The sequence below is a fragment of the Escherichia sp. WS1152 genome (assembly GCF_046487665.1).
Classification (GTDB): domain Bacteria; phylum Pseudomonadota; class Gammaproteobacteria; order Enterobacterales; family Enterobacteriaceae; genus Escherichia; species Escherichia coli.
Genome location: NZ_JBJQJA010000025.1, coordinates 1 through 19,697 on the forward strand (window position 1 = coordinate 1; position 19,697 = coordinate 19,697).

Genomic DNA, 19,697 nt, shown 5'->3' on the forward strand with positions numbered 1-19,697 from the left:
CACGGCTGGGACGGAAGTCGCTGTCGTTCTCAAAATCGGTGGAGCTGCATGACAAAGTCATCGGGCATTATCTGAACATAAAACACTATCAATAAGTTGGAGTCATTACCGCCAAACTGGTGCTCGAATCGTATGTATTTTTCTGGTGAACCGGCACAGATCGCTGAGATTAAACGACTGGCCAGCGGTGCAGTCACACCGCTTTATCGCCGCGCCACAAATGAAGGTATTCAGCTGTTTCTGGCCGGAAGTGCCGGACTTCTGCAGACCACTGAAGATGTGCGGTTTGAACCATGCCCCGGACTGACGGCTGCCGGGCGTGGCGTTGTATCGCCGGAGAATATCGCGTTCACCCGCTGGCTGACACACCTGCAGGACGGTGTACTTCTGGATGAGCAAAACTGCCTGATGCTGCATGAACTCTGGCTGCAGAGCGGTACTGGCCGGCGTCGCTGGGAAGAATTACCGGATGATGCCAGGGAAAGCATTACCGCTCTTTTCACCCCAAAAAGAGGTGACTGGTGCGACATCTGGAGTAACGAGGATGTATCGGTGTGGTGGAACCGTCTGTGTGACAACGTCCTGCCGGAAAAACCATGCCGTTTGACCTGCTGACGGTTCTGTTCACTCGCCTGGATGTTGAAGTGAATGGCTTTAACGGTGGTGTTCTGAACGGTGTTCCTTCTGCATATCACTGGTATACGGAACAGTATGGCGTGAAGGGGCCTTGTGGGTATGAGGTGAATATCAGCAGTCAGGGAGACAACTTCATTCAGGTTGATTTCGACACGCCGTGGTGTCAGCCGGAAAGCGACGTTATTGCAGTATTAAGCCGCCGTTTCAGTTGCACGCTGGAGCACTGGTACGCCGAGCAGGGCTGCAATTTCTGTGGCTGGCAGCGATATGAGCGTGGAGAGCTTGTTGATGTGCTGTGGGGGGAACTGGAATGGTCTTCCCCGACAGATGATGATGAGCTGCCGGAAGTCACCGCGCCGGAGTGGATAGTCGACAAGGTGGCGCATTACGGTGGATGAAGTATGACGGAGACTGGCGGGCAACCGCCCGTTTCTTTTCCGGTAAAGGATGTCGCCGGGCTCCTCTTTTTACTGCGCCGGCTGACGCGGCGCGGCAGGAACGCTGCCTGTGGTCAGTGTCCCGCGTCCGGCTGGGCACGGGACGGGCGCTTTTACCGCTCCCGGCTGGCATCGGTGACAGTGTACGCCAGCCCGTCGCCCTTTTCTGATGAACGCCCTTCAAGCCGCTTTCGCGGCATATTCTCGCCGTCAAAAAGACGACGGCTGCGATATTCCACGGTCGGCCTGACCCGTTACCGGACGCGGTGAACAGCCCACAGGCCGCGGGGAACGGGCGCCACAGGGGCGCCCTCCCGGTGCCCTCTGTAAGAGAAGGAGTGCTGTTATGTCCCGTTTTATCCAGGGTGACTGCGTGCGTGTTATGGCCACGTTTCCGGGCAATGCTGTCGATTTCATCCTCACCGACCCGCCATATCTCGTCGGTTTCCGTGACCGTCAGGGGCGTACCATCGCCGGCGATAAAACCGATGAATGGCTGCAACCGGCCTGTAATGAAATGTACCGCGTGCTGAAAAAAGATGCGCTGATGGTGAGCTTCTATGGCTGGAACCGCGTCGATCGCTTTATGGCCGCCTGGAAAAATGCGGGATTCAGCGTGGTTGGCCACCTGGTGTTTACCAAAACCTACACATCGAAGGCCGCATATGTGGGCTATCGCCACGAATGCGCTTACATCCTGGCAAAAGGGCGTCCGGCGCTGCCTCAGAAGCCATTGCCCGACGTGCTGGGCTGGAAATATTCAGGCAATCGTCATCACCCGACGGAAAAGCCTGTTACCAGCCTGCAACCACTGATTGAGAGCTTCACACACCCGAACGCGATTGTGCTGGACCCGTTTGCAGGCAGCGGCTCAACCTGTGTGGCCGCCCTTCAGTCCGGACGCCGGTATATCGGTATCGAGCTGCTTGAACAGTATCACCGTGCCGGACAGCAACGTCTGGCTGCCGTACAGCGGGCCATGCAGCAGGGGGCCGCAAATGATGACTGGTTTATGCCGGAGGCTGCGTAAATGAACTATGCCGGACATAAAAAACTTCGCGCCGACGTGGCGGAGGTGGCCAACACCATGTGTGACCTTCGGGCCAGGCTGAACGATATGGAGCATCGCTGTCGCTTTGATTCCGATGTGCTTGTTGAACGCCTGGCACGCCAGACGCTGTATCGCGCCAATCGCCTGTTCATGGAGGCGTATACCGAAATTCTGGAACTGGATGCGTGCTTTAAAGATTGAGAAGGAGACGAGAATGTACGGAACATGCGAAACGCTATGCCGGGAGCTGGCAGCAAAGTATCCGGGATATACACCGCTGATGCTGGTTATCTGGTCCCCGGAAGAGATTCAGGCCCTCGCTGACGGAATGGATATTTCCCTGTCCGATCCTGAAATCAGGACCGTCCTGGCGCGCCTGGAGGACATCCCGGAAGACCAGCGAATTGAGTCCGGTATTTCTTCTGCCGCGGCGATGGAGATTATCAGCAACGTGAGCGAAAACCGCCAGGTGACCGTCCCGGCTGAACTGCTGGCGTCCCTGATTCAGACCGCCGAACAGGCACTGTGGAAACGTGAATGGGCCGCCCGTGATTACGGCCTCGCCGTCCCGGAATGCGTTACCCGCCGTCAGGCGGTGGTTAATCAGGCCCGCATCCTGCTGAAAAACAACACACACGAAAACGGCTGATGTTATCGCCGCCTGCGGGCGGCGATACAGGGAGAACGATTAATCATGAACGAAAACACAACGCTGAACGCACTGATTTGTCGTCACGCCCGTAACCTGCTGCTGGCGCAGGGCTGGCCGGAAGAGACGGATGTCGACCAGCGTAACCCGAAGTATCCGGGCTGGATCAGCATTTATGTTCTGCTGGATGCGCCCCGGCTGGCGACGTTACTCGTTAACCGCCACGGCGGCGTACTGCCGCCGCACCTGGCCTCCGCCATTCAGAAACTGACCGGAACCGGAGCGGAACTTGTTCTGTCCGGCAGTCAGTGGCAGTCGCTGCCGGTGCTTCCGGCAGACGGAACGCAGGTGTCTTTTCCGTATGCCGGTGAATGGCTGACCGAAGACGAAATCAGGGCTGTACTTGCGGCGGTGCGCGATGCGGTACGCAGTGTCAGTTGCCGGGTGGCAGAAGATATGCGGCGTATCCGGGCGGCGCTGACCACCACCGGTCAGACGTTACTGACCCGCCAGACGCGCCGCTTTCGCCTGGTCGTGAAGGAAAGCGATCACCCCTGCTGGCTCGATGAGGACGACGAAAACCTGCCCGTGGTGCTCGATGCCATCCTGAACCGGGGCGCACGTTTTTCGGCGGTGGAAATGTATCTGGTCAGCGATTGTATTGAACATATCCTGTCTAGTGGGCTGGCCTGCGATGTGCTGCGTATACCGGATGAACCGCCCCGCCAGTGGTTTGACCGTGGTGTTCTGCGGGAAGTTGTCCGGGAAGCCCGGGCCGAAATCCGCAGCATGGCGGATGCCCTGGCAAAAATCAGGGGCTGATGATGGCGGGGAAAATCCCCGCTTTTTTTCTGCCGGTCCCCGGACAGAGCACAAAGGAAGTCGCCGCCGGCTCCGCTTTACCCGGCCATGCAGGCATGGCCTTGTGGGTTTTCAGTTATGTGGCCGCCGTGTCGTGTGCGGGCGGTGCCGTGCCTCCATCTTAGCCGGGCTGGCGGGGATGCAAGGGTACGCTTCGCCGCTGCGGTCACCCGGTCCCTCCTTCCCGTCTGCCGTGATTTTCCGGTCGTTCACCCGCTCAGGTTTCGCGGTCTCACCCTCCAACTCCCGTCAGCCGTGTGCGTCAGGCTGCGGCTTCCCTTGCGCCCTGTGCATCCCCGCCTTATCGCCCGGCTTTTATGGAGGCACGGCACCGCCCGGTGTCGCGGAATATGTGAATAACGGAGGAAAACATCATGCAATATGCGAAACCTGTCACTCTGAACGTTGAAGAGTGCGACCGTCTCTCCTTTCTGCCTTACCTGTTTGGCAACGATTTTCTGTATGCCGAGGCGTATGTGTACGCGCTGGCGCAAAAAATGATGCCGGAATATCAGGGAGGCTTCTGGCACTTCATCCGCCTGCCGGACGGTGGCGGTTACATGATGCCGGATGGCGACCGTTTTCATCTGGTCAACGGTGAAAACTGGTTTGACCGCACGGTCAGCGCCGATGCCGCAGGCATCATTCTGACTTCCCTTGTGATTAACCGCCAGTTGTGGCTGTACCACGACAGCGGGGATGTAGGACTGACCCAGCTTTACCGGATGCGCGATGCGCAGTTGTGGCGTCACATCGAATTTCACCCCGAATGCAACGCGATTTACGCGGCACTGGACTGATTAACGGACGGGGCGGCAATGCCGCCCCTGTAAAGGAGACGAGAACATGTACTGTACTGTTAAAGAAATCATCCGCGATGTACTGGATACAGACGTGCCGGACAGTGAATGCGTTTTTGCCGTGGTGCTGACCCGTGGGGATGTGCGCCACATAGCCCAGGACTGGAACCTGTCAGACGATGAGCTGGAAACCGTCATGCAGCGGCTGGACGATGCCTTTGAATATGGTGCGGATGTCAGCATTGTTCACGACGTTGTTCGTGAGCTGATGGAAGAAAAGCGTGCCAGCCGTCAGGTGACAGTTCCGGCGGTGATGCTGGAAAAAGTGATGGCGCTGGCAGGCAGTGAAATGAAGCGCCTGTATGCCGTCGGGAGTGAGAACGGGGGCGACGGTGATGCGTTCGTCAGGGAGGAACGCGAAGCAATGGACGTTGTGTTACAGGCGCTGGACGGGGAGCACATGTCATGAATATCAGCACAGAAACCCGCGAAATTCTGCGCAATTACAAAGCCGTGATTAATGCGCGACGTCGTGAAATGGGGCAGAAACCGCTCACCACCGCGCAGATTGTTGATGAAATCTGCGATTTTGTGGCGAATCAGCAGGCTGTTTTCCTGGGCGGTCACTACATCTTACAGGGCAGCAGAAACAGGTGATACAGGGCAGGCGGTGGAGGCCGCCTGTCAGCCCGCGCGAAAACCCCTGGCAGGCTGACGCCTGCCGGAAGGGAAGCGGGCCACGCTGACGCGTCGCCCGTTACCCTTCCTGTTTGTGATGTGTCCGGAATGTTTTTTTCTGATGTTATTTTTCTGTGGTTACCGTGCCTGTTACTGTTCTTCTTCTTTTTCCTCTTCCTCTTCTTCCTCTTCTTTCCGTTCCTCTCCTGCTTATGGCTTTTCCGGGCGTCCCCCTGGTGGGGCGGGCTGTCGTGAACGGAGCCAGCGAAGCTGTCTCCGCCCTGGCGGGCTTCCATCCCTGACGCGAAACCCTGGCTTGCAGCGACCGTTCCGGTCGCGCCGCCTCTGTCGCGCCGTGGCCTGCGCTCCCGGCATCCCGGCAAAAGGCCGCCGGGATGTAAGGGGCAACGCCGTTTCGCAAACCGCGCTTCACGTCGTTGCGGCGGGTCCCTGCTCATTGCCTGCCGGGTGCCACACACCCGTATGAGTCCCTGTCGCCGGGGCTGATACAGCCACAACCTGCCGCACTGACTGTCCAGGGTAAATGAACAGCCCACAAAATTTTTTACCCAAAACCCGGTAAAAAATTTTGCGTTCTGCCCAGGACAGGTGTGTCAGGCCGTGGCAGTGATGCCCCTTGCGGCGAAGGTTCTCAAAAAGGTGATGGTGAATACCGGAGGGAACAAAAGGCAGGTCCCCGCAAAACGTCAAAACCGCGGCTCCCGAAACTCAAAAGATGATGGGGGCTGAAAACATCAACAGAAGGAGACACATCATGGCAGTTCGTGGCATTAACAAGGTCATCCTCGTAGGACGCCTGGGAAAGGATCCGGAAGTCCGTTACATCCCCAACGGGGGCGCAGTGGCAAACCTGCAGGTGGCCACGTCAGAAAGCTGGCGTGACAAACAGACGGGGGAGATGCGGGAGCAGACAGAATGGCATCGCGTGGTGCTGTTCGGCAAGCTCGCGGAAGTGGCAGGTGAATGTCTGCGCAAGGGCGCGCAGGTCTACATCGAAGGTCAGCTTCGCACCCGTAGCTGGGAGGATAACGGTATCACCCGTTACGTCACCGAAATTCTTGTTAAGACCACGGGCACCATGCAGATGCTGGTACGTGCCGCAGGTGCTCAGACTCAGCCGGAAGAGGGGCAACAGTTCAGCGGTCAGCCTCAGCCGGAACCACAGGCGGAGGCCGGTACGAAAAAAGGTGGCGCAAAAACGAAAGGCCGTGGACGTAAGGCCGCGCAGCCGGAGCCTCAGCCGCAACCGCCGGAGGGTGACGATTACGGGTTTTCAGACGATATCCCGTTCTGAACGACTGACTGTGACAACCGCCCCGTCCTGTGCGGGGCATCACCGGAGAGATGAGGATGAGCGAATATTTCAGAATACTTCAGGGACTGCCTGACGGTCCTTTTACCCGCAAACATGCCGAAGCCGTTGCCGCACAGTACCGGAACGTCTTTATCGAGGATGACCACGGCGAACAGTTTCGCCTGGTTGTCCGTAATAACGGTGCAATGGTCTGGCGTACCTGGAATTTTGAGGACGGTGCCGGGTACTGGATGAACCATGTCATCCGTGATTTCGGGATTCTTAAGTAAGAGAGGTGCCGGACGGGAACGCGTCCGGCAGACAATCATTATTACCGTTTTGGGAGGTACTAACTATGTCAGTTACAGAGTCTAAGGCAAAAACGGAGCGTAAATCCAGCCGTAAACCTGCAAAAACGCAGGAAACAGTCCTGTCGGCCCTGCTGGCGCAGACGGAGGAAGTGAGCGTGCCGCTGGCCTCGCTGATTAAGTCTCCGCTGAATGTGCGCACGGTGCCGTATTCTGCGGAGTCCGTCAGCGAACTGGCGGACTCCATTAAAGGTGTCGGCCTGTTACAGAATCTGGTTGTTCATGCCCTGCCAGGTGACCGTTACGGTGTCGCCGCAGGTGGTCGCCGACTGGCAGCACTCAACATGCTGGCAGAGCGTGACATCATTCAGGTTGACTGGCCTGTCCGTGTGAAGGTCATTCCGCAGGAGCTGGCGACTGCCGCATCGATGACCGAGAACGGTCATCGTCGGGATATGCACCCTGCCGAACAGATTGCCGGATTCCGTGCAATGGCGCAGGAAGGCAAAACACCTGCACAAATCGGTGATTTGCTGGGTTATTCGCCCCGCCACGTTCAGCGAATGCTGAAACTGGCAGACCTTGCGCCTGTCATCCTCGATGCGCTGGCAGAAGACCGCATCACCACCGAGCACTGTCAGGCGCTGGCGCTGGAGAACGACACCGCGCGTCAGGTGCAGGTGTTTGAAGCGGCCTGCCAGTCAGGATGGGGCGGTAAACCGGATGTGCGGGTTATCCGCAATCTGATTACGGAAAGTGAAGTGGCGGTGAAGGACAACACTAAATTCCGCTTCGTGGGGGCTGATGCTTTCTCACCTGACGAACTGCGTACTGATTTGTTCAGCGATGACGAGGGTGGCTATGTGGACTGCGTGGCGCTCGATGCCGCCCTGCTGGAAAAACTCCAGGCTGTCGCTGAACACCTTCGGGAAGCCGAAGGCTGGGAATGGTGCGCCGGACGCATGGAGCCTGTCGGTGAGTGCCGTGAAGATTCCCGGGCATACCGCAACCTGCCGGAGCCGGAAGCGGTGCTGACGGAGGCAGAAGAAGAACGCCTGAACGAACTGATGATGCGTTACGACGCGCTGGAAAACCAGTGTGAGGAATCTGACCTGCTGGCAGCAGAAATGAAGCTGATTGACTGCATGGCGAAGGTCAGGGCGTGGACGCCGGAGATGCGTGCCGGAAGTGGCGTGGTGGTGTCCTGGCGTTACGGTAATGTGTGTGTCCAGCGTGGTGTGCAGTTGCGCAGTGAAGATGACGTGACTGACGACGCTGACCGCACGGAACAGGTGCAGGAAAAAGCGTCAGTGGAGGAAATCAGTCTGCCACTACTGACGAAAATGTCCTCAGAGCGCACGCTGGCAGTCCAGGCAGCGCTGATGCAACAGCCGGACAAATCTCTGGCACTGCTGACATGGACGCTCTGCCTGAATGTGTTTGGCAGCGGGGCGTACAGTAAACCAGCACAAATCAGCCTGGAATGTAAACATTATTCGCTGACCAGCGATGCGCCGTCAGGGAAGGAAGGTGCCGCATTCATGGCGCTGATGGCAGAAAAAGCACGTTTGGTCGTCCTGTTGCCGGAGGGATGGTCACGGGACATGACGACGTTCCTGTCACTCAGCCAGGAGGTGCTGTTATCCCTGCTCAGTTTCTGCACTGCGTGCAGCATCCACGGCGTTCAGACCCGCGAGTGTGGTCACACGTCACGCAGTCCGCTTGACCCGCTGGAAACCGCTATCGGATTCCACATGCGCGACTGGTGGCAGCCGACAAAAGCAAACTTCTTCGGACACCTGAAAAAGCCGCAGATTATCGCAGCCCTGAATGAGGCCGGACTGTCCGGTGCTGCACGGGACGCGGAGAAGATGAAGAAAGGCGATGCGGCTGAACATGCAGAGTTCCACATGAAAGACAACCGCTGGGTGCCTGGCTGGATGTGTGCACCACGCCCACAGACGGATGCCACTGAACGTACCGATAACCTGGCTGATGCCGCCTGATGAACAACCACACCGCCCCGCCGGAGACGGGGCGGCAGCAAGGGAGATACCGTGATGAAAACTGAACTGACCCTGAATGTATTACAGACCATGAACGCACAGGAATATGAAGATATCCGGGCTGCCGGAAGTGATGAACGCCGTGAGCTGACTCACGCCGTGATGCGGGAGCTGGATGCGCCGGATAACTGGACGATGAACGGCGAGTACGGCAGCGAGTTTGGCGGCTTTTTCCCCGTCCAGGTCCGTTTCACGCCTGCCCACGAACGTTTTCACCTGGCGTTATGTTCACCGGGCGATGTCTCTCAGGTCTGGGTGCTGGTTCTGGTGAATGCCGGTGGTGAGCCGTTTGCGGTGGTTCAGGTACAGCGGCGGTTTGCATCGGAAGCCGTCAGCCATTCACTGGCACTGGCGGCGTCACTGGATACGCAGGGGTACAGCGTTAACGACATCATCCATATCCTGATGGCGGAAGGAGGTCAGGTATGAGCGTACGTTCACAGGCACTGGTTCCCCTCAGCACAGAGCAACAGGCCGCATGGCGGGCGGTGGCGGAGACAGAAAAACGCCGCCATCAGGGTAACACGCTGGCGGAATATCCGTATGCGGGGGCGTTTTTCCGCTGTCTGAACGGAAGCCGCAGGATATCGCTGTCTGACCTGCGATTTTTCATGCCGTCCCTGACCGCAGAAGAACTGCACGGCAACCGTCTTCAGTGGCTGTATGCCATCGATGTGCTGATTGAAACACAGGGCGAGGTCTGCCTCCTTCCCCTTCCCGGTGATGCAGCAGAGCGGTTGTTTCCGTCGGTGCGGTTTCGTGTCAGGGAGCGCAGTCGCCATAAATCCGCGCTGGTCATGCAGAAGTACAGCCGCCAGCAGGCACGGGAGGCAGAGCAGAAAGCCCGTGCGTACCAGGCGCTGGTCGCTCAGGCTGAAATCGAACTGGCATTCCATTCGCCGGAAACAGTCGGAAGCTGGCATGCACGCTGGAGTGACCGGGTGGCAGAGCATGACCTGGAAACCCTGTTCTGGCAGTGGGGCGAGCGTTTTCCGTCACTGGCCGGAATGGAACGCTGGCAGTGGCAGGATATGCCGTTCTGGCAGGTTATTGCGGAAGCCAGTCTTGCAGCAAGAGAGGCCGGTCACGCTGTCCGTGAGATGGAGCGGTGGATGGTGCCGAACAAACTCCGGGAGGCAGCGTGATGCGGCAACAATCACACAGATTACCCGTAAACAGCCTGAATGAGCGGGTTATTTTCAGGAAAAGTGAGTGTGGTCAGCGTGCAGGGATATGGGCTATGATGTGCCCGGCGCTTGAGGCTTTCTGCCTCATGACGTGAAGGTGGTTTGTTGCCGTGTTGTGTGGCAGAAGGACAAAAGCCCCGTAGTTAATTTTTCATTAACCCACGAGGCCCCTGCATGCTTAGACAACATCAGGATAGCCTCTTACTGCGCTTTGCGCAAGGAGAAGAAGGCCATGAAACTACCACGCAGCTCTCTTGTCTGGTGTGTGTTGATCGTGTGTCTCACACTGTTGATATTCACTTATCTGACACGAAAATCGCTGTGCGAGATTCGTTACAGAGACGGATACAGGGAGGTGGCGGCTTTCATGGCTTACGAATCCGGTAAGTAGCAACCTGGAGGCGGGCGCAGGCCCGCCTTTTCAGGGCTGATGCTGGTCTGACTGCACTGAAGCGCCTTTATAAAGGGGCTGCTGGTTCGCCGGTGGCCCCTTTCTCCTTGCTGGCATTGTACGGGCATGAACAACCAGACTGCCAGGAAGGCCGTTTCCCTCTGGGAACGGGGATGAACGTGCGCCTGCGGCGCCCGTTCTTTTCCCCCGCCTTCTCTGTTTATGACCTGTCAGAAATCACATCACCTTCCCTTTGATTATTCTCTTTTTCCTCCTGTTCTGACTCTGATTACTGCTGCCCTGATTCCTGTCTGTTTTGTTGTTCTCCTGGCAGTGTCTTTTCCGGGCGTCCCCCTGGCGGGGCGGCTGTCGTGAACGGAGCCAGCGAAGCTGTCTCCGCCCTGGCGGGCTTCCATCCCTGACGCGAAACCCCGGGCTTGCAGCGACCGTTCCGGTCGCGCCGCCTCTGTCGCGCCGTGGCCTGCGCTCCCGGCATCCCGGCAAAAGGCCACCGGGATGTAAGGGGCAACGCCGTTTCGCAAACCGCGCTTCACGTCGTTGCGGCGGGTGCCTGCCCGTTGTTGTGTCCGGTGCCATTCACCTGTTTAAGCCCCTGTCACCGGGGGCAAAGACAGCCACAACCGTCTCCGCCAGTCCAGGGGTGAAATGCACATCCCGCAAAACTTTTTGCCCAAAAGCAGGCAAAAAGTTTTGCGGTCTGCCCCCGGACAGTCGTTTCCGGCCGTGGCAGTGATGCCCCTTGCGGCGAAGGTTCTCAAAAAGGTGATGGTGAATACCGGAGGGAACAAAAGGCAGGTCCCCGCAAAACGTCAAAACCGCGGCTCCCGAAACTCAAAAGATGATGGGGGCTGAAAACCAGAGAGAGGAGAAAGCAGGATGAGTACCCGAAATATCCACGTTAACACCGCGTCGTACACGCTTCTTGTTGCCGGGAAGAAAAAAAACACCGGGGAAGAGTGGGACGTCCTGGAATTCAGCAGCCTGACTGAGCTGAAAAAATATCGCAAAAGCCACCCGGAAAAGATGGCCTTCAGCTATAGCTACGCGCTCAGCCGGGGTGTGGATACGCAGTTCCGCCATATCAACATTGCGGAAGCCGATCACTTCAAACAGTTCCTGCGTCAGATTAAGCGTGCCGGCCTCGATATCCGGGCGATCTGCTGACCGGATGTGATGAATATCCCTCCTGATTGTTGCAATCTTGTTAATTGTGACCAGGGGGGATGATATTAAGCGGAAAAATTTTTTATTAAATTTATTCTTTCATAAAGGAGTAGCTGTTATGCGATTAGCTTCCCGTTTTGGTCGGTATAATTCCATCCACCGTGAACGTCCTTTAACGGATGATGAATTAATGCAGTTCGTGCCTTCGGTATTTTCCGGTGATAAACATGAGTCCCGGAGTGAACGTTATACGTATATTCCAACAATCAATATCATCAATAAGTTACGTGATGAAGGTTTCCAGCCATTCTTTGCCTGTCAGAGTCGGGTTCGTGATTTGGGACGTCGCGAATACAGTAAACATATGTTACGTCTTCGCAGGGAAGGGCATATTAACGGGCAGGAAGTTCCTGAAATTATCCTGCTTAATTCACATGATGGTTCATCCAGTTATCAGATGATCCCCGGAATTTTTCGTTTTGTCTGCACAAATGGCCTGGTGTGCGGAAATAATTTTGGCGAAATCCGCGTTCCACATAAAGGTGATATTGTCGGGCAGGTTATAGAGGGCGCGTATGAAGTGCTCGGTGTCTTTGATAAGGTCACTGATAATATGGAGGCGATGAAAGAAATTCATCTTAACAGTGACGAGCAACATTTATTTGGCAGAGCTGCACTGATGGTCAGGTATGAAGATGAAAATAAAACGCCAGTGACGCCTGAACAAATAATTACTCCCCGTCGTTGGGAGGATAAACAGAACGATCTCTGGACAACCTGGCAGCGGGTTCAGGAGAATATGATAAAAGGTGGATTATCGGGGCGAAGTGCCTCCGGGAAAAATACCAGGACAAGAGCCATTACAGGTATTGATGGTGATATAAGAATCAACAAGGCGTTGTGGGTGATTGCCGAACAGTTCAGAAAGTGGAAGTCATGATAATATAAGTAAAGCCCCGAAAAAATTTCGGGGCTTTACTTATATTATCATTCTTCGGCATCGCTGTGTCGTCTGATATACCTCAATTTCATCAACTGGCTTTTCGGTTGTCTGTAAATATTGTGCCCGCGAAAAATGGTCTGGCAGGAGGCTGCGCAGTTACCGGGTATATATAAGATGGGTTACTGCTTCGCGGGGCTTCGGCCTGTCAGTATTGTCACTCATATGATATTTTTGTGTGTGGCCTTCCATGCCGCTTTTGCGGCATAACCGGTATCTGACAATGCCTGTAAGATTAATTGTTCTGCACGCTGTTAATTTCCGGAAGTGATTTCTTCGTGGCCGGAATCCGGATACCTTTACTGCTTTTTATCCCGGTATAAATCCGGTAAACATCTGATGCGTAGGCAAGACGTCTCTGGTTCTGGCGTTCGGTCTTCCTGAATCCAGCATTGTATGCACCAACGGCCTCCCAGGAGACGCCCCATTTTTTAAAGGCTATTGCCAGATAATAAGCACCGGTATAAATGTTCATGCAGGGATCTGTTGTCAGATGTTCCGGCTTAATTCCATAGCGGGCCAGTTCGTTAAAATGCTGGGAATCTACCTGCATCAGTCCGCTGCCATATCCCGTTACCGGGTTAATACCGATGGCATTAACCCGGTAACGGGATTCTTTCCATGATATTGCTCTCAGTAAATCAGGATCTATTTTGTAATCCCGGCCTGCAAGATCAAAGCAATCAGTGGCATGGCAGATCTCATTTATAAACATCAGGCAGATGGATAACATCCATTTTTTCATTTTTCCACCTCTGGTGACTTTATCCGTAAATAATTTAACCCACTCCACAAAAAGGCTCAACAGGTTGGTGGTTCTCACCACCAAAAGCACCACACCCCACGCAAAAACAAGTTTTTGCTGATTTTTCTTTATAAATAGAGTGTTATGAAAAATTAGTTTCTCTTACTCTCTTTATGATATTTAAAAAAGCGGTGTCGGCGCGGCTACAACAACGCGCCGACACCGTTTTGTAGGGGTGGTACTGACTATTTTTATAAAAAACATTATTTTATATTAGGGGTGCTGCTAGCGGCGCGGTGTGTTTTTTTATAGGATACCGCTAGGGGCGCTGCTAGCGGTGCGTCCCTGTTTGCATTATGAATTTTAGTGTTTCGAAATTAACTTTATTTTATGTTCAAAAAAGGTAATCTCTAATGGCTAAGGTGAACCTGTATATCAGCAATGATGCCTATGAAAAAATAAATGCGATTATTGAGAAGCGTCGACAGGAAGGGGCAAGGGAAAAAGATGTCAGTTTTTCAGCAACAGCTTCAATGCTTCTTGAACTGGGGCTTCGTGTACATGAGGCTCAGATGGAGCGTAAAGAGTCTGCATTTAATCAGACTGAGTTTAATAAATTGCTTCTTGAATGCGTTGTAAAAACACAATCATCAGTAGCGAAAATTTTGGGTATTGAGTCTCTCAGTCCTCATGTCTCCGGAAATCCAAAGTTTGAATATGCCAATATGGTTGAAGATATCAGGGAGAAGGTATCATCTGAGATGGAACGATTTTTTCCAAAAAATGATGATGAATAAAAGAAATTTGACTTCGTTCAAATATCAGAGTTTTTATGATTTAAAAAGGTGACAGTGCGAAAGATAATTAGTATATTAATTACGTGGTTAATGCCACGTTAAAATTTGAAATTGAAAATCGCCGATGCAGGGAGACGTGAACTCCCTGCATCGACTGTCCATAGAATCCTTTGTGAGGAGGTTCCTATGTATCCGATGGATCGTATTCAACAAAAACATGCTCGTCAAATAGATCTGCTGGAAAATCTGACGGCAGTTATTCAGGATTATCCAAATCCAGCCTGTATCAGGGACGAAACTGGAAAATTTATTTTTTGCAATACGCTGTTTCATGAGTCATTTCTTACACAAGATCAAAGTGCTGAAAAATGGCTTCTGTCGCAGAGAGATTTTTGTGAATTGATCTCTGTCACAGAGATGGAAGCATATAGGAATGAGCATACGCATCTTAATCTTGTAGAGGATGTTTTTATTCAGAACAGATTCTGGACAATATCTGTCCAGTCATTTCTTAATGGACACAGAAATATTATTCTGTGGCAATTTTATGATGCTGCTCATGTTCGTCATAAAGACAGTTATAATCAAAAAACGATTGTCAGTGATGATATCAGAAATATAATCAGAAGAATGAGTGATGATTCTTCTGTATCATCATATGTAAATGATGTCTTTTACTTATATAGCACCGGAATCAGTCATAATGCTATAGCAAGAATATTAAATATATCCATCTCCACATCAAAGAAACACGCATCTCTGATATGCGACTACTTCTCTGTTTCTAATAAAGATGAGTTAATTATCTTACTCTACAATAAAAAGTTTATTTATTATTTATACGAGAAGGCTATGTGTATCATAAATACGCGTTAATAAGGTGTTAATAAAATATAGACTTTCCGTCTATTTACCTTTTCTGATTATTCTGCAAACATAAGTGGTAACCAGAAGATAAACAGCGGGAGGTGTTATTGAAAAGATTTGGTACACGTTCTGCAACAGGTAAGATGGTAAAACTAAAATTACCTGTAGATGTGGAAAGTCTATTAATTGAGGCAAGTAACAGAAGCGGAAGAAGTCGATCGTTTGAGGCAGTAATAAGACTTAAAGATCATCTTCACCGCTATCCAAAGTTTAACAGGGCAGGGAATATCTATGGTAAGTCGCTGGTTAAGTATCTGACAATGCGTCTGGATGATGAAACTAACCAGCTACTTATTGCAGCCAAAAATCGTAGTGGATGGTGTAAAACAGATGAGGCTGCAGACAGAGTTATTGATCATTTGATCAAGTTTCCTGATTTTTATAACTCGGAGATATTCAGGGAGGCAGATAAAGAGGAAGATATAACATTTAATACACTCTAGTTTTATTCATTTATCCGAAATTGAGGTAACTTATGAATGCTGTTTTAAGTGTTCAGGGTGCTTCTGCGCCCGTCAAAAAGAAGTCGTTTTTTTCCAAATTCACTCGTCTGAATATGCTTCGCCTGGCTCGCGCAGTGATCCCGGCTGCTGTTCTGATGATGTTCTTCCCGCAGCTGGCGATGGCCGCCGGCAGCAGTGGTCAGGACCTGATGGCAAGCGGTAACACCACGGTTAAGGCGACCTTCGGTAAGGACTCCAGTGTTGTTAAATGGGTTGTTCTGGCTGAAGTTCTGGTCGGTGCTGTCATGTACATGATGACCAAAAACGTCAAGTTCCTGGCCGGTTTTGCCATCATCTCTGTATTTATTGCTGTGGGTATGGCCGTCGTTGGCCTCTGACAGGAAATAAAACGATGTCGGGAGACGAGAATAAACTTAAGAAATATCGTTTCCCGGAAACACTGACCAACCAGAGCCGCTGGTTTGGCCTGCCACTGGATGAACTGATCCCCGCAGCAATCTGTATTGGCTGGGGTATCACAACATCGAAATATCTGTTCGGTATTGGTGCAGCGGTTCTGGTTTATTTCGGGATTAAAAAACTGAAAAAAGGGCGGGGCAGTTCCTGGTTACGTGATCTGATTTACTGGTATATGCCAACAGCCCTGCTGCGCGGTATTTTTCATAATGTTCCCGATTCGTGTTTCCGGCAGTGGATTAAATAGAACTGATACCAGGATTGTTATATGGAACACGGTGCCCGTTTAAGTACCAGTCGTGTAATGGCCATCGCCTTTATATTTATGTCAGTGCTTATTGTTCTCAGCCTCTCTGTTAACGTCATTCAGGGGGTGAATAACTACCGTCTTCAGAATGAGCAACGCACTGCCGTGACGCCAATGGCATTTAATGCCCCCTTTGCCGTGTCACAGAACAGTGCCGACGCCTCTTATTTACAGCAGATGGCGCTGTCATTTATTGCCCTCCGTCTGAATGTTTCATCAGAAACCGTCGATGCCTCACATCAGGCGCTTCTGCAATATATCCGCCCGGGCGCACAGAACCAGATGAAAGTTATTCTGGCTGAAGAAGCGAAGCGTATTAAAAACGATAACGTGAACTCAGCCTTTTTCCAGACCAGTGTTCGTGTCTGGCCTCAGTATGGCCGTGTGGAAATTCGAGGTGTGCTTAAAACCTGGATTGGTGATTCAAAACCTTTCACTGATATCAAACATTACATCCTTATTCTGAAGCGGGAAAACGGGGTGACCTGGCTGGATAATTTCGGGGAAACAGACGATGAGAAAAAATAATACGGCAATAATATTCGGCAGCCTGTTTTTTTCCTGCAGCGTGATGGCCGCAAACGGTACGCTGGCCCCCACCGTGGTGCCAATGGTGAACGGTGGTCAGGCCAGTATTGCCATCAGCAATACCAGCCCGAATCTGTTTACCGTTCCCGGTGACCGGATTATCGCCGTGAACAGTCTGGATGGTGCCCTGACCAATAATGAGCAGACCGCCTCCGGCGGTGTGGTGGTTGCCACCGTCAACAAAAAGCCCTTTACGTTCATTCTGGAAACAGAACGTGGTCTGAATCTTTCCATTCAGGCCGTTCCCCGTGAAGGCGCGGGGCGTACCATTCAGCTGGTCAGTGACCTGCGCGGAACCGGAGAAGAAGCCGGTGCGTGGGAAACGTCCACGCCTTACGAATCCCTGCTTGTGACCATCAGCCAGGCCGTCCGTGGCGGAAAATTACCCGCAGGCTGGTATCAGGTCCCAGTGACAAAGGAAACCCTGCAGGCCCCGGCGGGGCTGTCTTCAGTGGCAGATGCCGTATGGACGGGGAATCACCTGAAGATGGTCCGCTTTGCCGTGGAAAATAAAACGCTGTCTGCCCTGAATATCCGGGAAAGTGACTTCTGGCAGCCGGGAACCCGTGCCGTGATGTTCAGCCAGCCTGCCAGCCAGTTACTGGCAGGTGCGCGCATGGATGTGTATGTCATCCGTGACGGGGAGGGCAACTGATGGCCAGTATCAATACCATTGTGAAACGCAAGCAGTACCTGTGGCTGGGGATTGTGGTTGTCGGTACAGCCTCCGCGATTGGTGGGGCACTGTATCTGTCTGATGTGGACATGTCCGGTAACGGTGAAACCGTGGCTGAACAGGAGCCTGTGCCGGATATGACCGGTGTGGTGGATACGACCTTTGATGACAAGGTGCGTCAGCATGCCACCACCGAGATGCAGGTGACGGCAGCGCAGATGCAGAAGCAGTATGAGGAAATCCGTCGTGAGCTGGATGTTCTGAACAAACAGCGCGGTGATGACCAGCGTCGTATTGAAAAGTTGGGACAGGACAATGCCGCCCTGGCAGAGCAGGTAAAAGCCCTGGGTGCTAATCCCGTCACGGCGACCGGTGAGCCTGTACCGCAGATGCCTGCCTCACCGCCCGGCCCGGAAGGCGAACCACAGCCAGGAAACACCCCCGTATCCTTCCCGCCGCAGGGCAGCGTTGCTGTTCCACCGCCGACGGCGTTTTATCCCGGGAATGGTGTCACGCCACCGCCACAGGTGACGTACCAGTCTGTGCCGGTGCCTAACCGGATACAGCGTAAGGTGTTTACCCGTAATGAGGGAAAACAGGGACCATCACTGCCGTACATTCCGTCAGGAAGTTTTGCGAAAGCCATGCTGATTGAAGGGGCGGATGCCAATGCCTCTGTCACCGGTAATGAATCCACGGTGCCGATGCAGCTGCGTATCACCGGCCTGGTGGAAATGCCGAACAGCAAGACGTATGACGCAACGGGATGTTTTGTGGGTCTGGAAGCCTGGGGGGATGTGTCCAGTGAGCGTGCCATTGTACGCACCCGCAATATCAGTTGCCTGAAGGACGGCAAAACTATTGATATGCCGATTAAGGGGCATGTCAGCTTCCGGGGTAAAAACGGTATCAAGGGCGAAGTGGTGATGCGTAACGGCAAAATCCTCGGCTGGGCATGGGGCGCGGGATTTGTTGACGGTATCGGTCAGGGAATGGAGCGCGCCTCCCAGCCGGCTGTCGGGCTGGGTGCCACAGCCGCTTACGGGGCTGGTGATGTCCTGAAAATGGGTATCGGTGGCGGCGCATCGAAAGCCGCACAGACGCTCAGTGACTACTACATCAAACGTGCCGAACAGTATCACCCGGTGATACCGATTGGTGCGGGCAACGAAGTGACCGTGGTGTTCCAGGACGGCTTCCAGCTGAAAACCGTGGAAGAGATGGCGCTGGAACGCACGCAGAGCAGAGCGGAAGAAGACAATCCGGAAAGTCCGGTTCCTGTTCCGCCATCGGCTGAAAGTCATCTTAACGGCTTTAATACTGACCAGATGCTGAAGCAGCTGGGCAACCTGAATCCGCAGCAGTTTATGTCCGGCAGCCAGGGAGGGGGCAACGATGGCAAATAATATGTCGTCCCGTCAGGCGTGCCATGCCGCCCGGTATGTTGTCGCCCGGGTTCTGCGAGGACTGTTCTGGTGTCTGAAGTACACCGTCATTCTGCCACTGGCCACAATGGCCCTGATGGCTCTGTTTGTTTTATGGAAGGACAACACCACGCCGGGGAAATTACTGGTTAAGGAGATTAACTTCGTAAGACAAACAGCACCTGCCGGACAGTTCCCGGTCAGTGAATGCTGGTTTTCTTCCTCTGATTCTTCAGGCAGATCAGAAATACAGGGTATCTGCCATTACCGCGCGGCTGATGCTGCAGATTATGTCAGGGAGACTGACCGGTCACTGATGCAACTGGTCACCGCATTATGGGCAACACTGGCACTGATGTATGTCTCGCTGGCAGCGATCACCGGGAAATATCCGGTGCGACCCGGAAAAATGAAATGTATCCGGGTGGTAACCGCAGATGAACATCTGAAGGAAGTTTATACGGAAGACGCTTCCCTGCCGGGAAAAATCAGGAAATGCCCTGTTTATCTTCCTGATGACAGAACAAACAGAAACAACGGAGATAAAAATGAACATGCGTAATATTAATGTTATTACAGCCCTCTCTGTGCCGGGTAAAACCGTGTCAGATGATTTTATGCATGCTGTTCTCAGTAACTGCGCCACAAGAATCGTACTTCCTGCACCGGAGAAATTCGGTTCTGAGTCATTGCCGGACAATTTTAATATGACTGCTGTCGGTGTGATGAAGAATTCAGAAATATAAGGA

General features: G+C 53.1%; 28 protein-coding genes and 5 pseudogenes. 31 read left to right on the plus strand and 2 right to left on the minus strand.

Annotated features, from left to right (window positions below; all coding sequences use genetic code 11):
- The 18 genes and pseudogenes from ACJHW7_RS22720 to ACJHW7_RS22805 all read left to right on the plus strand — a co-directional run.
- Positions 1–95 (plus strand): IS1 family transposase (locus tag ACJHW7_RS22720; RefSeq protein WP_000306640.1); only part of this gene is annotated, 95 nt, incomplete at its 5' end.
- Positions 96–132: 37 nt separating this feature from the next.
- Positions 133–1,034: pseudogene (locus tag ACJHW7_RS22725) on the plus strand (DUF1281 domain-containing protein).
- A 3-nt stretch (positions 1,035–1,037) separates the two neighbouring features.
- Positions 1,038–1,343, plus strand: a complete 306-nt coding sequence (locus tag ACJHW7_RS22730; RefSeq protein WP_010892536.1) for a hypothetical protein — start codon at positions 1,038–1,040, stop codon at positions 1,341–1,343.
- Positions 1,344–1,419: 76 nt separating this feature from the next.
- A complete protein-coding gene (locus ACJHW7_RS22735) occupies positions 1,420–2,103 on the plus strand; it encodes a DNA methylase (protein WP_000085939.1) in 684 nt (227 codons plus the stop codon).
- On the plus strand, positions 2,104–2,325 hold the full coding sequence (locus ACJHW7_RS22740) for a hypothetical protein (protein ID WP_001104904.1): 222 nt from the start codon (positions 2,104–2,106) through the stop codon (positions 2,323–2,325).
- The gene (locus ACJHW7_RS22745) at positions 2,219–2,773 is read left to right on the plus strand and encodes a DUF1380 family protein (protein WP_001358893.1); all 555 of its coding nucleotides are present in this window, start codon (positions 2,219–2,221) and stop codon (positions 2,771–2,773) included. The genes ACJHW7_RS22740 and ACJHW7_RS22745 overlap by 107 nt, the downstream gene beginning before the upstream one ends.
- Positions 2,774–2,818: 45 nt before the next feature.
- Positions 2,819–3,595: a hypothetical protein gene (locus ACJHW7_RS22750; RefSeq protein ID WP_001005032.1), complete on the plus strand. Its 777-nt coding sequence runs from the start codon at positions 2,819–2,821 to the stop codon at positions 3,593–3,595.
- Between the two features lie 413 nt (positions 3,596–4,008).
- Complete coding sequence (locus ACJHW7_RS22755; protein WP_001198920.1) at positions 4,009–4,434, plus strand: antirestriction protein; 426 nt, start codon at positions 4,009–4,011, stop codon at positions 4,432–4,434.
- Between the two features lie 46 nt (positions 4,435–4,480).
- Positions 4,481–4,903 (plus strand): DUF1380 family protein, encoded by a 423-nt coding sequence (locus ACJHW7_RS22760; RefSeq protein WP_000271685.1) that lies wholly within the window; start codon positions 4,481–4,483, stop codon positions 4,901–4,903.
- On the plus strand, positions 4,900–5,091 hold the full coding sequence (locus ACJHW7_RS22765) for a hypothetical protein (RefSeq protein WP_001027495.1): 192 nt from the start codon (positions 4,900–4,902) through the stop codon (positions 5,089–5,091). Before ACJHW7_RS22760 ends, ACJHW7_RS22765 begins: the two co-directional genes overlap by 4 nt.
- A gap of 565 nt (positions 5,092–5,656) precedes the next feature.
- Positions 5,657–5,862, plus strand: a pseudogene (locus ACJHW7_RS22770) (single-stranded DNA-binding protein).
- Between the two features lie 25 nt (positions 5,863–5,887).
- On the plus strand, positions 5,888–6,427 hold the full coding sequence (locus ACJHW7_RS22775; RefSeq protein WP_000290801.1) for a single-stranded DNA-binding protein: 540 nt from the start codon (positions 5,888–5,890) through the stop codon (positions 6,425–6,427).
- A gap of 56 nt (positions 6,428–6,483) precedes the next feature.
- Entirely contained in the window at positions 6,484–6,717 is a 234-nt protein-coding gene (locus ACJHW7_RS22780) for a DUF905 family protein (RefSeq protein ID WP_000005990.1), read from the plus strand.
- A gap of 65 nt (positions 6,718–6,782) precedes the next feature.
- The gene (locus tag ACJHW7_RS22785) at positions 6,783–8,741 is read left to right on the plus strand and encodes a ParB/RepB/Spo0J family partition protein (protein WP_000117173.1); all 1,959 of its coding nucleotides are present in this window, start codon (positions 6,783–6,785) and stop codon (positions 8,739–8,741) included.
- A 54-nt stretch (positions 8,742–8,795) separates the two neighbouring features.
- A complete protein-coding gene (gene psiB / locus ACJHW7_RS22790) occupies positions 8,796–9,230 on the plus strand; it encodes a conjugation system SOS inhibitor PsiB (protein ID WP_000845928.1) in 435 nt (144 codons plus the stop codon).
- A pseudogene (locus tag ACJHW7_RS22795) lies at positions 9,227–9,989 on the plus strand (plasmid SOS inhibition protein A). The gene psiB and the pseudogene ACJHW7_RS22795 overlap by 4 nt, the downstream one beginning before the upstream one ends.
- Positions 9,990–10,162: 173 nt before the next feature.
- A pseudogene (locus ACJHW7_RS22800) lies at positions 10,163–10,312 on the plus strand (DUF5431 family protein); the annotation flags it as partial.
- Complete coding sequence (locus ACJHW7_RS22805; protein WP_096937776.1) at positions 10,254–10,379, plus strand: type I toxin-antitoxin system Hok family toxin; 126 nt, start codon at positions 10,254–10,256, stop codon at positions 10,377–10,379. The pseudogene ACJHW7_RS22800 and the gene ACJHW7_RS22805, both read left to right, overlap by 59 nt.
- 276 nt (positions 10,380–10,655) lie before the next feature.
- On the opposite strand, the pseudogene ACJHW7_RS22810 reads toward ACJHW7_RS22805, so the two are convergent.
- Positions 10,656–10,976, minus strand: a pseudogene (locus ACJHW7_RS22810) (hypothetical protein); the annotation flags it as partial.
- 69 nt (positions 10,977–11,045) lie between these two features.
- On the opposite strand from ACJHW7_RS22810, the gene ACJHW7_RS22815 reads away from it, so the two are divergent.
- From ACJHW7_RS22815 to ACJHW7_RS22825, 3 genes are all read left to right on the plus strand, one after another.
- The gene (locus ACJHW7_RS22815) at positions 11,046–11,252 is read left to right on the plus strand and encodes a hypothetical protein (protein ID WP_000547965.1); all 207 of its coding nucleotides are present in this window, start codon (positions 11,046–11,048) and stop codon (positions 11,250–11,252) included.
- 24 nt (positions 11,253–11,276) lie between these two features.
- Positions 11,277–11,564, plus strand: a complete 288-nt coding sequence (locus tag ACJHW7_RS22820) for a hypothetical protein (RefSeq protein WP_000107542.1) — start codon at positions 11,277–11,279, stop codon at positions 11,562–11,564.
- Positions 11,565–11,682: 118 nt separating this feature from the next.
- Positions 11,683–12,504, plus strand: a complete 822-nt coding sequence (locus tag ACJHW7_RS22825; protein WP_001234417.1) for a DUF932 domain-containing protein — start codon at positions 11,683–11,685, stop codon at positions 12,502–12,504.
- A gap of 295 nt (positions 12,505–12,799) precedes the next feature.
- Here ACJHW7_RS22825 and ACJHW7_RS22830 read toward each other — a convergent pair whose 3' ends face one another.
- Complete coding sequence (locus ACJHW7_RS22830) at positions 12,800–13,402, minus strand: transglycosylase SLT domain-containing protein (protein WP_077635603.1); 603 nt, start codon at positions 13,400–13,402, stop codon at positions 12,800–12,802.
- 320 nt (positions 13,403–13,722) lie between these two features.
- Between ACJHW7_RS22830 and traM the strand changes: the two genes are divergently transcribed.
- The 10 genes from traM to ACJHW7_RS22880 all read left to right on the plus strand — a co-directional run bounded on the left by traM (position 13,723) and on the right by ACJHW7_RS22880 (position 19,694).
- Entirely contained in the window at positions 13,723–14,106 is a 384-nt protein-coding gene (traM, locus tag ACJHW7_RS22835; RefSeq protein WP_001151524.1) for a conjugal transfer relaxosome DNA-binding protein TraM, read from the plus strand.
- Positions 14,107–14,292: 186 nt separating this feature from the next.
- Positions 14,293–14,982: a conjugal transfer transcriptional regulator TraJ gene (traJ, locus tag ACJHW7_RS22840; RefSeq protein ID WP_000283385.1), complete on the plus strand. Its 690-nt coding sequence runs from the start codon at positions 14,293–14,295 to the stop codon at positions 14,980–14,982.
- Positions 14,983–15,080: 98 nt separating this feature from the next.
- The gene (gene traY, locus ACJHW7_RS22845) at positions 15,081–15,476 is read left to right on the plus strand and encodes a conjugal transfer relaxosome DNA-bindin protein TraY (protein ID WP_001309237.1); all 396 of its coding nucleotides are present in this window, start codon (positions 15,081–15,083) and stop codon (positions 15,474–15,476) included.
- A 32-nt stretch (positions 15,477–15,508) separates the two neighbouring features.
- A complete protein-coding gene (traA, locus tag ACJHW7_RS22850) occupies positions 15,509–15,874 on the plus strand; it encodes a type IV conjugative transfer system pilin TraA (protein WP_000994779.1) in 366 nt (121 codons plus the stop codon).
- Between the two features lie 14 nt (positions 15,875–15,888).
- The gene (gene traL / locus ACJHW7_RS22855) at positions 15,889–16,200 is read left to right on the plus strand and encodes a type IV conjugative transfer system protein TraL (RefSeq protein WP_000012106.1); all 312 of its coding nucleotides are present in this window, start codon (positions 15,889–15,891) and stop codon (positions 16,198–16,200) included.
- Between the two features lie 21 nt (positions 16,201–16,221).
- On the plus strand, positions 16,222–16,788 hold the full coding sequence (gene traE / locus ACJHW7_RS22860) for a type IV conjugative transfer system protein TraE (RefSeq protein WP_000399792.1): 567 nt from the start codon (positions 16,222–16,224) through the stop codon (positions 16,786–16,788).
- Positions 16,775–17,503 carry a type-F conjugative transfer system secretin TraK gene (traK, locus tag ACJHW7_RS22865; protein WP_001230787.1) on the plus strand — a complete coding sequence of 243 codons (729 nt, stop codon included), beginning with the start codon at positions 16,775–16,777 and terminating at the stop codon, positions 17,501–17,503. Before traE ends, traK begins: the two co-directional genes overlap by 14 nt.
- The gene (gene traB / locus ACJHW7_RS22870) at positions 17,503–18,930 is read left to right on the plus strand and encodes an F-type conjugal transfer pilus assembly protein TraB (RefSeq protein ID WP_000146685.1); all 1,428 of its coding nucleotides are present in this window, start codon (positions 17,503–17,505) and stop codon (positions 18,928–18,930) included. Before traK ends, traB begins: the two co-directional genes overlap by 1 nt.
- The gene (gene traP / locus ACJHW7_RS22875; RefSeq protein ID WP_000002792.1) at positions 18,920–19,510 is read left to right on the plus strand and encodes a conjugal transfer pilus-stabilizing protein TraP; all 591 of its coding nucleotides are present in this window, start codon (positions 18,920–18,922) and stop codon (positions 19,508–19,510) included. Before traB ends, traP begins: the two co-directional genes overlap by 11 nt.
- Positions 19,497–19,694, plus strand: coding sequence for a conjugal transfer protein TrbD (locus ACJHW7_RS22880; protein ID WP_001324648.1), 198 nt, complete (start codon positions 19,497–19,499; stop codon positions 19,692–19,694). The genes traP and ACJHW7_RS22880 overlap by 14 nt, the downstream gene beginning before the upstream one ends.
- The last annotated feature ends 3 nt before the right edge of the window (positions 19,695–19,697 follow it).